The organism is Dyella flava (genome assembly GCF_016904955.1).
Lineage (GTDB): Bacteria > Pseudomonadota > Gammaproteobacteria > Xanthomonadales > Rhodanobacteraceae > Dyella_B > Dyella_B flava.
The window spans coordinates 29,460-42,119 of the sequence record NZ_JADIKE010000036.1 but is presented as its reverse complement, the minus strand read 5'-3'; the positions used below and the strand labels follow the sequence as shown (position 1 = coordinate 42,119).

Here is a 12,660-nt window from a genome sequence, read left to right as displayed (position 1 = left end):
CCATCATGCAATCCTCACTTTTCGAAACGGGCGTGCAACGGATTGCCGACGAACAGACCGGGCCGATCACTTATCAACCGGACGTGATAACGCCCGAGCTGGCGGCAAGCTGGTTTGACGCCTTGCTGAAAGGCGTCGATTGGCATTCGGGTTCACGCATGATGTACGAGCGCATGGTGGAAGTGCCGCGTTTGCACTGCCACTATGCGGCTGACGATCCGTCCTTGCCCCAGGTGCTTGCGAATGCGCTCGATGTGGTCAAGGCGCAAGTGCGCGCGCCATTCGACAGCATCGGCCTGAATTTTTATCGCAACGAGCACGACAGCGTGGCGCCGCATAACGACAAGCTGCACGAACTGATGCCCAACCAGCCGATTGTGCTTTTATCGCTGGGTGCGACGCGAACCATGGTGATTCGCCGCAAAACGCCGCCGCACCTGAAGACGGAACTTGAATTGGAGGCCGGCAGCCTGTTGCTGATGGGATGGAATGCGCAGCTGCATTACGACCACGGCATTCCCAAGCTGCGGCGACCGGTGGGACCGAGGATCAGCGTGGCGTTCCGGGTGCGGCCCAAGCGCAACGGCGACGAGTGAGGTTGGGTAGGTTGGGTTAGCGCAGCGTAACCCAACGATGTTTGTCGCTTCGATGGAATTCCGTTGGGTTACGCTGCGCTAACCCAACCTACCCAACCTACGCTTGGCGCACGTGTTACCCATGTGTCTAGTTCGTACATCCGCCTAACCCGACACACTCCACGAAACGACGAGGCGTTGTTGAGTTACTCCCGGATCAAGGCAGGAGTAAACCAGCGTGCAGAATCAAGCAATGCACCGAAATGTTGCGGATGCTCGATCACCACCTGCGCCCCAGCGAGTTCCAGTTCTTCACGGCTGCCAAAACCCCATAGCACGCCGATGCCGATCACACCGTTGGCTACAGCACCTTCGATATCGTAACGGCGGTCGCCGATCATCAGCGTTTCTTGCGGCGAGGCGCCGAAGTCAGCGAGCGCCTCTGCGATCATCGAGGCTTTTTCGCTATGCGGACTGGAAGGATGCGGCCCGTACAGTTTCTTGAAGCGATTGCCGAACGGTAGCGCATCGATGATCGGCTGCGCGTGCCGGTGCGGTTTGCTGGTGACGACGGCGAGCTGATGTCCCGCGCCCTGCAGCGTGTCGATCAGCTCCGCGATGCCCGGGTAGATCGCGTATTCGCGCCAACCGATGTCGGCAAAACGCTCGTGGTAATAATCCACGGCCATTTCGACCAGGGCTGCATCGTCATTCAGTAGCGGCGCAAAGCTCTGGCGCAGCGGCGGGCCGATCCACGGGCGCAGATCGGCAGGCGTGGGCACATCCAGTTTGGTCAATGCGTGTCGGATGCACGCGGTGACACCCAGCTCGGAATCGATCAGCGTGCCATCCAGGTCGAAAAGACAGAGCATTACTTGGCCGCGCGTGCCTTGAGTGCGGCAACCGCGGGCAGTTCCTTGCCCTCCAGGAATTCCAGGAAGGCGCCGCCGCCGGTGGAGATGTAGGACACCTTTTGCGCAATGCCGTACTTGTCGACGGCCGCCAGCGTGTCGCCGCCACCGGCAATCGAGAAGGCCTTGGAGTCGGCGATGGCATGCGCCAACACTTCCGTGCCCTTGCCGAAAGCATCGAATTCGAACACGCCCACCGGGCCGTTCCATACCACGGTGCCGGCCTTGGCGATCAGCTCGGCGTAGCGCCTGGCGGTCTCCGGGCCGATGTCGAGGATCATCTCGCCATCCTTCACCTGATCCACCGGCTTGACCGTCGCCGACGCGTGCGCGGAAAACTCCGGCGCGACGATCACGTCCACCGGCATCGGCACTTCGGCACCGCGGCGCTTGGCAATGGCCAGCACTTTCCTGGCGGCGGGCAGCAGATCCGGTTCGTACAGCGAGTTGCCGACCAAATGGCCGGCGGCGGCGATAAAGGTGTTGGCAATGCCGCCGCCGACGATGAGCTGATCGACCTTGCCGATCAGGTTTTCAAGCAGCGTGAGCTTGGTGGACACCTTCGAGCCGGCCACGATGGCAAGCAACGGATGGGCCGGATGTTCCAGGGCCTTGCCGAGTGCGTCGAGCTCCTCGCACAGCAGCGGACCGGCAGCGGCGATGGGCGCGAATTTGATGACGCCATGGGTTGATGCCTGGGCGCGGTGTGCAGTGCCGAAGGCATCCATCACGAACACGTCGCACAGCGCTGCATATTTCTTCGCGAGCGCTTCATCGTCCTTGCCCTCGCCGACATTCATGCGGCAGTTTTCCAGCACCACCACTTCACCTTCGGCGACATCGACACCGCCGAGGTAATCGGCGATCAGGCGCACCGGTGTACCAAGATGCTCACCCAGCCACTTCGCCACCGGCGCGAGCGAGGATTCCGCATCGAACTGGCCTTCCTTTGGACGTCCCAGGTGCGACATCACCATGACCTTGGCGCCGGCATTGCGCGCGGCCTTGATGGTCGGCAGCGAAGCATCCAGACGTTGGGTGGAGGTGATACGGCCGTTTTCGATCGGCACGTTCAAGTCTTCGCGGATCAGCACGCGCTTGCCGCGCAGGTCGAGGTCGCTCATGCGGGTGACAGTCACGGGAAAACTCCTGGCAGCTTTAGAAGGTCGGCCACGAGGCCGGAACCGCATATTTTCCCGTCAGCATCGCATTGATGCAAACGGCAGGCTTTCGAGGACGCCTGCTATCCCAAGACGACAGGCAGGCTCTTACACTTACGTCGTCTCAATCAGAGAACGGCTAATGGCCTCCGACCTCGTCCTTTACAACTACTGGCGCTCCAGTTCTGCCTATCGCGTACGCATTGCGCTGAATCTAAAGGGTTTGCGTTACGAAACGCGGGCAATCCACCTGACGCGCGACGGTGGCGAGCAGCACTCGCCCGCCTACGCGGCTCTCAATCCGCAGGAACTGGTGCCGACCTTGATTGACGGCGGGCTGGTGTTGACGCAGTCCCCGGCGATACTCGAATACCTGGAAGAAACCCACCCGCAGCCGCCATTGCTGCCGGCCGACCCGGCAGGCAGGGCGCGTGTGCGTGCGCTGTCGCAGGCGGTGGCATGCGATATTCACCCGATCGGCAACTTGCGCGTCTTGCAGGCGATCGGCAAGGAATTTGGCGCCAGCGACGAACAGAAAGCCGCGTGGATGCGTCATTGGGTATCCATCGGCCTGCGTGCGCTTGAAATCATGCTGGCCAACAGCAAGCACACTGGCCATTACTGCCATGGCAACACCCCGGGCATGGCGGATGTATGCCTGGTGCCGCAGGTGTACAACGCGCGACGCTGGAAGGTGCCGTTGGGCGATTACCCAACCATTCTGCGCATCGATGCCGCGTGCGCGGCATTGCAGGCGTTCCACGATGCGACGCCGGAACAGCAGCCGGATGCGCAGCCACCACCGAGTGCATAGAAGTTTGAAGTTGCTGGCAAGCGCGGGCCCCTCACCCCAACCCTCTCCCCGGAGGGGAGGGGGAGTAGAGCAGGATTACGCGCACCAGCTTTTCTCCCTCTCCCCTCCGGGGAGAGGGTTGGGGTGAGGGGGACGCACTTGCCGGGTAGCGCCATCAAAGCGCGGCTCCGATGCAGCTGCCGGCAAGATGACCCACTAATCCGACCCCTCGAACTACCCCGGATCACTTCCAGGGTAGCCTCAGGCCACGGCCTTAAAACCCCAGCCCGTACGGATCGTTACCCGCAAGCTCCGCATTCTCGGTATTCCCGCCTTCCGACAGACGGATCTTCAACGCCAGGCCATCACGCGAGTCCGCCTTCGACAAGGCTTCTTCCAGCTCGATACGGCCATTCTTATACAGCCTGTACAAGGACTGGTCGAAGGTCTGCATGCCTTCCTGCAGGCTGCGGTCCATGGCTTCTTTCACTTCATGGATCTGGCCGCGGCGGATCATGTCGCGAATGAATGGCGTATTGAGCAGCACTTCCACCGCCGGCAGGCGACGGCCATCCTTGCCGGTCACCAGGCGCTGGCTGATCACCGCGCGCAGGTTGAGGGCGAGGTTCATCAGCACGTTCTTGTGGGCCGACTCGGGGAAGAAGTTGAGGATGCGCTCCAGCGTCTGGTCGGCGTTGTTGGAGTGCAGCGTGGCCAGGCACAGGTGACCGGTTTCGGAGAAGGCGATGGCCGCTTCCATCGTATCGGTGTCGCGGATTTCGCCGATCATGATCACGTCCGGCGCCTCGCGCATCGCGTTGCGCAGGGCCTCGTGATAGGTGTGCGTATCCAGGCCCACTTCGCGCTGGTTGACGATCGACTTCTTGTGGCGGTGCAGGTATTCGATCGGATCCTCGATGGTGAGGATGTGACCGGGGGTATTGCTGTTGCGGTGGTCGAGCATGGCCGCCAGCGTGGTCGACTTGCCCGAGCCGGTGGCGCCCACCACCAGGATCAGTCCGCGCGGTTCCATGATTAGGTCGCGGAAGATGGGCGGCAGTTGCAGCTGGTCGATGCTGGGGATCTCGCTTTTGATCGCGCGGATCACCATGCCCACTTCGCCGCGTTGTTTGAAAACGTTGATACGGAAACGGCCGGCTTCTTTCACCGCCAGCGCCATGTTGAGTTCCAGGTCACGCTCGAACTGCGGTACCTGGCCCTCGTCCATGAGCGAATAGGCGATCTTTTTCACCATGCCGCTGGGCAGCCCGGTATTGCCGAGTGGGTACAGCTTGCCCTCGACTTTGATGTTCACCGGGGCCCCCGTCGTCAGGAACATGTCCGACGCGCCCTTATCCACCATCAGCTTGAGGAAGTAACCGATATCCACCTTAAAGACCCCAGATTTTTATGCATTGCATTCAAGGATTATGCCCGCTCACAATACGCCGTGATCCTCCGAGAGGAATGAGTGATGGTGCACACATTTTCCCCGTTACAGGTACGCAAGGGGCGTACCCGTGCGGTGGTTCCGGCGTTGTTGTTGGCAGTGTCGTTAAGTCTTGGCGGCTGCGCCAGCGTTCCCCCGCCGGATAGCGCGATGAATCAGGCCCAGGCGCAGCTGCAGTCCGCTCGCGATGCGGGGGCGGATACCTACGATCCGGTCGATTTCGGCTTCGCCCAGGACAAGTTCCAGCAGGCGCAGGTAGCGATGGCTGACCGCAAATATGCGCAGGCCGCCGACCTGGCCGATGAGTCGCGGGCTGACGCCACGCTTGCGCGCACCAAGGCCATGCTGGCCGCGGCGCGTGCCCAAATTCAGTCCAAAACGGACGCAAACAGTCAGTTGCGCGCGCAGAACGCCGAAGCGCAGTCCGAGAACGATCAGCATTACCAGCAGCAGAAGGCTCAGCTGGCCGCGCAGCAGGCCTCCATGCAGCAGCAGGCCGCTGGCGACAATCCGGACAATTCGGACGACAACGGCGGCAACCCGGCTTCGTCGGCCACCTCGCCCGTGCCGGCATCCAGCGCCCCGGCGCTTCCGGCCCAGGCGCCGGTGCAGCAGGACATGCCCGCGCCGTCGTCCTCGGTACTCGGCAACCCGAATCCGCAGCCCACGCAGCAGCAACCCACCCAGCAGCAGGGGCAGGGCGGTTTCCAGACCGTGCCTGATTCTGGCCAGCAGAACCAAGGAGGCCAGCCATGAAAAAGCCCGTTTCCATGAAGTATCTGTCGATCACTGCCGTTTCTTTGTTGGCGGTATTGGCCAGTGCGGGCGTTCAGGCGCACAAGGACGACATAGATGTCGACCGATTGAACAATAGCTTGAATCAGCTGGCCAGCGATCCGACCCTGGGCACCTACGCGCAGGCCGACCAGGCGCTGGCGCGCGAGGCCATCAGCCAGCTGGTCCAGTCCGGCTCGCGAGAGCGGCCGCATGCGCTGTATATCGCCGAACGCCGGGTCGATCAGGCCAGGGCCGAGGCGGAGTTGCAGGTTGCGCAGCGCCAGCTCAATCAGCTGGATCAGGACAACGCCCAGCTGCAGCTCGACCGCAGCCGCATCGACGCCAACTCCGCGCAGCAGCAGCTCGATATCCAGCGCATGCAATACCAGCTGGCGCAGCAGGAAACCGCACGCCTGCAGGCACAGGGTCAGGAAGCTGCCGCCCAGGCCGCCCAGGCCCAGGCCGAGGCAGACCAGGCGCGCAAGCTGGCTGCGGCCCAATCCCGGCTTGCCCAGGCCGCCAAGCGTCAGGCTGCGCTCGCCACCAAGGCTGCCCAGGCCGCCAAGGCACTGCAGGACAGCCAGCCGGCGCAGCAACCCGGCGGTAACTGAGCACTTTCTCGCCCTCTCCGCTAAGAGGTACGCGGGGAGGAGCGGGAGGGCCGGCCAGTGTGGGCAAGCACTCTGGCCGCGGGCGGCAAGCTGAAACCGGCCCGACGTAAAACACCCCGTTTTACAGGTTTTTGACTACCAGCCACGCTCCCATGCGGCTTCCCGAGGGGCCCTTGTGCCCCCCTGCGACCGGGAGTAGGGTCGAAGTCGCCGCGGCCCCAATGCCGTCGCGGCTTACCGACTGAATCATGCGCATACCCCTCCTACTTCCCGCACCCGTGTCCTGTATCAAGGGCCTGGGACGTAGTTATGCGTGCGATTCACTTCTGTTCGCGGACGCTCGTCATTGCGCCCGCAGTCTTACCGCGAGGAGGTTGAATCATGTTCGAAGATCAGCAGCGTGATGCTGTCGAAGCCTTTATGAAGGCCGATGCAGAGTTTCGTCGGCTTTACCAACATCACAAGGAACTCGACAGCAAGGTGCACGATGCCGAAATCGGCGTGCTTCCCATTGACGATGTGACACTTTTAGGGATGAAGAAAGAGAAGTTGTACGCGAAGGAGAAGCTGCAGCGCATGTGGGACAGCCGGACGCATCACATCAACTGATCTGCTGGTTTTGACATGACACACGGCCCCGCAGCGGAAGCTGCCGGGGCCGTTGGCGTTTTATGGGGGCGAGGGCGCAGGTTCGCGCACAGACGTGAGACTACGAGCATGCGCCGTCACCACTGGCCCCTCATCCCTGACCGGCCCACCTACCGCTACCCCCATTCCCGTTATGATTACGCTTCATATCGCACCACAGACCTCAAGCACGGAGTTTTCATGACGGTCAACGCAAGCGTCCTCGAGCTGATCGGGAACACCCCCATGGTGCGGGCCCAGCGCCTGGATACCGGGCATTGCGAGCTATTCCTGAAGCTGGAAAGCGCCAATCCGGGCGGTTCAATCAAGGACCGCATTGGCCTTTCGATGATCGAGGGGGCGGAAAAAGCCGGCAAGATCAAGCCCGGCGCGACGCTGGTGGAAGGCACCGCCGGCAATACCGGTCTGGGGCTGGCGCTGGTGGCGCAGGCCAAGGGCTATCGCCTGGTCCTGGTGGTGCCGGACAAGATGAGCCGCGAGAAGATCTTCAATCTCAAGGCCATGGGCGCCGAAGTGGTGCTGACGCGTTCCGATGTCGCCAAGGGTCATCCGGAGTATTACCAGGACATGGCCGAGCGCATCGCGCGCGAAACACCCGGCGCGTATTTCATCAACCAGTTCGGCAACCCGGACAACCCCAAGGCGCACATCGAAACCACCGGACCGGAAATCCTCCGGCAGATGGACGGCAAGGTCGACGCGATCGTGGTGGGTTGCGGCTCCTCCGGCACGCTCAGCGGTCTTTCCAAATATTTTGCCGAAGCTTCGCCGAGCACCGAACTGGTGCTGGCCGATCCGGTCGGCTCCATCCTCGCGCAATACATCAACGAAGGCGTGCTCTCGACCAAGTCCGGCAGTTGGATGGTCGAAGGCATCGGCGAAGACTTCCTGCCCACCATCAGCGACTTCACCCGCGTCAAAAAAGCCTATGCGATTTCCGACAAGGAAAGCTTCCTGGCTGCACGCGAATTGCTGGCGAAAGAAGGTGTGCTGGGCGGCTCTTCCACCGGCACCCTGCTTTCCGCCGCGTTGAAGTATTGCCGCGAACAGACCGAGCCCAAGCGCGTGGTCACCCTGGTCTGCGACACCGGCAACAAGTACCTGTCAAAGATGTACAACGACTACTGGATGCTCGATAACGGCTTTATCGAACGCGAGCAGCACGGTGACCTGCGTGATCTGCTGCTGCGTCCGTTCGCCCAGCGCGACACCGTGGTGGTGGGGCCGAAGGAACTGTTGATGACCGCCTACACGCGCATGAAGCTGTACGACGTATCGCAGTTGCCGGTCATGGATGGCAGTCGCCTGGTCGGCATCCTCGACGAATCGGATGTGCTCATGCATGTGCATGCCGACGAAGCGCGCTTCCGTGACTCGGTGGCCACGGCCATGATCAGCGACCTGCAAATACTGGATGTGCGCTCGCCGATCCAGTCCCTGCTGCCGGTGTTCGACCGCGGCCACGTCGCCATCGTGATGGATGGGGAGCAGTTCCTGGGTTTGATCACGCGCATCGACCTGTTGAATTACCTGCGCCGCAAAGTGCATTGAGGGCAGGGAGCCAGGGGCGAGCAGTAAGGGTGCAAACGCCCGGGCTTGCTCCGGAACCCGTGGCAAGAAAGCCTGTCGAAACGGCAGGCCGGCACAGTCGCCGTTTTGCATCGCTGTCGTTAAGGAATCACCATGTGTGGAATCGTCGCCGCCGCCGCTCAACGTGATGTAGCACCGCTGCTGATCGCCGGACTCAAGGCCCTGGAATACCGCGGTTACGATTCGGCCGGTCTGGCCGTGCTGGAAGGCGGGCAGGTCCACCGCGTGCGCGCCAAGGGCAAGGTGCGCGAGATGGAAGCCCTGTATCTGGCCGAACCCTTCCCGGGCGGTACCGGTATCGCGCATACGCGCTGGGCCACGCATGGCGTACCCAGCGAAGTCAACGCGCATCCCCACATGGTCGGCCGCGTGACCCTGGTGCATAACGGCATCATCGAAAACTACGCAAGCCTGCGTGTGGAGCTGCAAAGCAAGGGCTATGTCTTCGCTTCCGAAACCGATACGGAAGTGATGGCCGCACTGGTCGACGTCAACCTCGACAAGGGCATGAGCCTGCGCGAAGCCGTACTTGCTACGGTACGCGAGCTCGACGGCGCTTATGCCATCGCGGTGATCAGCCGCGATGAACCGGGTCGCGTCGTCGGTGCGCGTCGCGGTGCGCCGCTGCTGATCGGCGTGGGCATCGGCGAACACTTTCTTGGTTCGGATGCGCAGGCGCTGGTCCAGGTCACCAACAAGATCATCTATCTCGATGAAGGTGATGTGGCGGAGATCACTCGCGAAAGCGCGCACATCTACACGCTCGACGGCAAGCCCGCCGAACGCGCCATGCACGAGAGCGAACTTTCCGCCGATGCGGTAGAGCGTGGCGAATACCGCCACTACATGCAGAAAGAAATCTTCGAGCAACCGCGCGCGGTGGCCGACACCCTGGAAGCACGCATCCATGCCAATGGCGTGCTGCCCAATATCTTCGGCGTCGGCGGCGACGAACTGCTGACCAAGGTGAAGGGCCTGCACATCATCGCCTGCGGCACCAGCTACCACGCCGGCATGGTGGCCAAATACTGGATCGAAGAACACGCGCGCCTGCCCGTCAACGTGGAAGTCGCCAGCGAATACCGCTATCGCGAAGCAGTGGTGCCGGAAGGCACGCTGTTCATCGCCATTTCGCAATCCGGCGAAACCGCCGATACCCTGGCCGCGATGCGCGAATCACGCCGCCGTGGCTATCTCGGCACGCTGGCCATCTGCAACGTACCCGAATCATCGGTGGTGCGCGAAGCCGACCTGAAGCTGATGACCCGTGCCGGCCCGGAAATCGGCGTCGCGTCCACCAAGGCGTTTACGACTCAGCTCAGCGCGCTGGCGCTGCTCACGCTGCATCTGGCCAAACAGCGCGGCATGGATGATGCGCGTTATCAGGATCTGTGCGCGCAACTACTGCATCTGCCACGATCGATCGACGATGCCTTGAAGCTGGAGCCGCAAATCATCGAGCTGGCCGAGCGTTTCGTGCATCGCAATCACGCGCTTTTCCTCGGTCGTGGCGCGCATCATCCGGTGGCGCTGGAAGGCTCGCTCAAGCTCAAGGAAATCTCCTACATCCACGCCGAAGCCTATCCGGCCGGCGAGCTCAAGCACGGCCCGCTAGCCCTGGTCGACGAAGACATGCCGGTGATCGCGGTCGCGCCGAACGGTCCGCTGCTCGACAAGCTCAAGTCCAATTTGCAGGAAGTGCGCGCCCGTGGCGGCGAGCTGATCGTGTTTGCCGACACTGCTGCGCACATTGATGGCAATGCCACGCGCGGCGCCATCCTGCGTATCGACGGTGGCGGCGAGTTCATCGCGCCGGCGGTATTTACCGTGCCATTGCAGTTGCTTGCGTATCACGTTGCCGTGTTGCGCGGTACTGATGTGGATCAGCCGCGTAACCTGGCGAAATCGGTGACGGTGGAATAACGATTGCATTGGTGTTTCGATGCATTAATACGCCTTATACGATCTGCATTGCAGGGCGGTTGCGACATTGACGTGCTCCCATAGTCTGTCGATATCGCCTTCAATGATTAATTCGAAACCGGACTTTCCCTGGAAAGTGCTGCGGCGAATCATCATCCAATGGGCCGCCTTTTTCTTGTCGCCCATCCACTCCGCGAGTGCTTGTGCAAGCATGGAGTGGCATGATTCGAATACCAAAAACGAAGAGAATTCGGCTTCTTCGAGAGTCTGTTGCGCTTGAATAACGCGTTCAAGCGCCCTGGAAAGGCGAACGTCCTCGTGCATGGCGGATAACCTTTGTCGTTATAGGCGTGCAGATCACGCTATAAATATCCTGCGCACATGTATTGCATTTTTTGGGAGTTATTACCCGATTTCGGGGGGCGCCGGATTATCGATGGCCGCAGATGGCATTAGGTTGCGTGTGGTTACTCACGGCTTACGTTCCATCTAATTTCACCCTATTGAGTGGTTACTCACGGCTGTCGGTAAGTTCAACATAGACTCGCCTTTGCGAAGTCAGGGGTATGGCTAGACCTTCGTCTCGAATGTGGAGGTTACGATCGTGGTTGAGGGTGCCTATGGGGCGCGGTTGGCGCGCGCGTTCGGTCTGAATGATGCACCTACGCTAGTCAGCGAAGGCCCAGGAGAGTTTGGCCTCGCTGCGACGGAAATTCGCATCGATAATTATCGTCTCGGGCTTACCGGTCGCGTCGGTGATGACGACGCCTACCTGATTGCGCTGCATCTAAAGAATTTACGTCATCACGAGGTCTGGTTGCGGAATGGCTTGACTCATTCGGCATCCATCAGTGGCGGCAACAGTTGCTTCTATGACCTTGCCCAGGGGCCGGCTCTTTATTTTGACGAACCGTTTCATGCCATTTACTTCCATGTGCCGCGAGCATCCTTATCGGGTCTGGATGATGGCGATTCATGGAAGATCCCCAAGAGGCTGGACATCCGCCAAGGGCAGGTTGCAGACGACGCCATCATACGAAACATAGGCTTATCACTTGCTCCCTATTTCGGTTGTGTCGGTCGTGCTTATGGTCTGGTGGTCGATTCTTTGCTGCTCGCGCTGCGGGGTCACCTGCTGCTGACTTACGGCGGGGTGCGCCGGGGCCTGGTAGCGAGGCGCTGTGGATTGGCGCCGTGGCAACAGCGGGCCGCGAAGGAGCTTATGAGTGAGAATCTTGTAGAAGGCGTTTCGTTGGCAAAGATCTCGGACGCCTGCCGCTTATCACCTAGCGCATTTGTGCGCGCCTTCAAGAAGAGCTTGGGTATTACGCCACACCAATGGTTATTGACCCGGCGTGTAGAGCGCGCGGTTGAACTGCTTGATGATCAAGAGCTGTCGTTGGCGGACGTTGCGCTAGCGGCGGGATTCGCAGACCAAAGTCACTTTACGCGGATCTTTGCTCGCAGGATGGGTGCCAGCCCGGGTGCTTACCGGCGAGCGCGCGGTGCGCAGTTGGCTTAGTCCCTGTTTTTATAGCGAATCGAGAAACCCGCGTTTGACGGCGATGGTCACGGCATGTGTGCGATCCGACGCACCGAGTTTCGAAAGGATGCTTTTCATGTGCGACTTGATGGTGTCCTCAGACACAAACAGTGAGTCTGCAATGGCGCGATTGCTCATCCCTGACTTGACCAGCCGCAAGACACTCAGTTCGCGCACTGTCAGCCCCGCAGTGCCGCGGTGATTTGCAAGATCGGCACTGATTTCCTTGGCAATGATTTGCCGGCCTTCGGCCGCCGCGCGTATGGCGACGATGATGTCCTGGCGGCTGGCGGATTTCAGTAAATAAGATGTCGCGCCCAGTGTTAGTGCTTGCGTAACGCGAGCATCTCCGGGATATACCGTAAATACGATAATCGAGGCTTCCGGTGCGAATTGGCGAATGGCCGTAATCGCCTGCAAGCCATCAACATTCGGCATTTGCAGATCCATAAGCGTAACGTCCGGCCGAAATGTTTTGAATAACGCAATGGCCTCGTTGCCGTCGATGGCTTCGCCGACAACTTCCATGTCTGTTTCAAGCGTAATGGCACTGCGCAGACCATCGCGCATCATGGGATGGTCGTCAGCGATAAGAATTCGAATAGGGTGCGTACCTTGCTCCAAGGCGTGTTGCTCTGCTCATCTTTAAGTTGGCTGCGATATGCAGGCCGATATTGAG

The 12,660-nt window shown here is 60.7% G+C and carries 13 protein-coding genes; 8 read left to right on the top strand and 5 right to left on the bottom strand.

The genetic code is table 11. The features are described 5' to 3' along the window. Positions 1–5 precede the first annotated feature (5 nt). The gene (locus ISP19_RS11690) at positions 6–596 is read left to right on the top strand and encodes an alpha-ketoglutarate-dependent dioxygenase AlkB (RefSeq protein WP_204682278.1); all 591 of its coding nucleotides are present in this window, start codon (positions 6–8) and stop codon (positions 594–596) included. A gap of 185 nt (positions 597–781) precedes the next feature. On the opposite strand, the gene ISP19_RS11685 is transcribed toward ISP19_RS11690, so the two are convergent. Next, positions 782–1,447: an HAD hydrolase-like protein gene (locus tag ISP19_RS11685; RefSeq protein ID WP_204682276.1), complete on the bottom strand. Its 666-nt coding sequence runs from the start codon at positions 1,445–1,447 to the stop codon at positions 782–784. Then, complete coding sequence (locus ISP19_RS11680) at positions 1,447–2,625, bottom strand: phosphoglycerate kinase (RefSeq protein WP_204682274.1); 1,179 nt, start codon at positions 2,623–2,625, stop codon at positions 1,447–1,449. The genes ISP19_RS11685 and ISP19_RS11680 overlap by 1 nt, the downstream gene beginning before the upstream one ends. A gap of 163 nt (positions 2,626–2,788) precedes the next feature. On the opposite strand from ISP19_RS11680, the gene maiA reads away from it, so the two are divergent. Continuing rightward, a complete protein-coding gene (gene maiA / locus ISP19_RS11675) occupies positions 2,789–3,460 on the top strand; it encodes a maleylacetoacetate isomerase (protein WP_204682272.1) in 672 nt (223 codons plus the stop codon). A gap of 253 nt (positions 3,461–3,713) precedes the next feature. Here the strand turns inward: maiA and ISP19_RS11670 are convergent, their stop codons facing one another. Next, entirely contained in the window at positions 3,714–4,829 is a 1,116-nt protein-coding gene (locus tag ISP19_RS11670; protein ID WP_284384659.1) for a PilT/PilU family type 4a pilus ATPase, read from the bottom strand. Between the two features lie 84 nt (positions 4,830–4,913). Between ISP19_RS11670 and ISP19_RS11665 the strand changes: the two genes are divergently transcribed. The 5 genes from ISP19_RS11665 (at position 4,914) to glmS (ending at position 10,438) form a co-directional block, all read left to right on the top strand. Further along, entirely contained in the window at positions 4,914–5,645 is a 732-nt protein-coding gene (locus ISP19_RS11665) for a DUF4398 domain-containing protein (protein WP_204682270.1), read from the top strand. Further along, positions 5,642–6,277: a hypothetical protein gene (locus tag ISP19_RS11660; RefSeq protein WP_239556753.1), complete on the top strand. Its 636-nt coding sequence runs from the start codon at positions 5,642–5,644 to the stop codon at positions 6,275–6,277. Before ISP19_RS11665 ends, ISP19_RS11660 begins: the two co-directional genes overlap by 4 nt. 381 nt (positions 6,278–6,658) lie before the next feature. Beyond that, complete coding sequence (locus tag ISP19_RS11655; RefSeq protein WP_204682266.1) at positions 6,659–6,886, top strand: HP1242/YdcH family protein; 228 nt, start codon at positions 6,659–6,661, stop codon at positions 6,884–6,886. 219 nt (positions 6,887–7,105) lie between these two features. Then, positions 7,106–8,476, top strand: a complete 1,371-nt coding sequence (locus tag ISP19_RS11650; protein WP_204682264.1) for a pyridoxal-phosphate dependent enzyme — start codon at positions 7,106–7,108, stop codon at positions 8,474–8,476. Positions 8,477–8,608: 132 nt separating this feature from the next. Beyond that, the gene (gene glmS / locus ISP19_RS11645; RefSeq protein WP_204682262.1) at positions 8,609–10,438 is read left to right on the top strand and encodes a glutamine--fructose-6-phosphate transaminase (isomerizing); all 1,830 of its coding nucleotides are present in this window, start codon (positions 8,609–8,611) and stop codon (positions 10,436–10,438) included. A gap of 24 nt (positions 10,439–10,462) precedes the next feature. On the opposite strand, the gene ISP19_RS11640 is transcribed toward glmS, so the two are convergent. After that, positions 10,463–10,762: a hypothetical protein gene (locus ISP19_RS11640; protein WP_204682260.1), complete on the bottom strand. Its 300-nt coding sequence runs from the start codon at positions 10,760–10,762 to the stop codon at positions 10,463–10,465. A gap of 280 nt (positions 10,763–11,042) precedes the next feature. Between ISP19_RS11640 and ISP19_RS21495 the strand changes: the two genes are divergently transcribed. Continuing rightward, entirely contained in the window at positions 11,043–11,960 is a 918-nt protein-coding gene (locus ISP19_RS21495; protein WP_204682258.1) for an AraC family transcriptional regulator, read from the top strand. A gap of 9 nt (positions 11,961–11,969) precedes the next feature. Here ISP19_RS21495 and ISP19_RS11630 read toward each other — a convergent pair whose 3' ends face one another. Then, on the bottom strand, positions 11,970–12,578 hold the full coding sequence (locus ISP19_RS11630; RefSeq protein WP_204682870.1) for a response regulator: 609 nt from the start codon (positions 12,576–12,578) through the stop codon (positions 11,970–11,972). Positions 12,579–12,660: the final 82 nt, after the last annotated feature.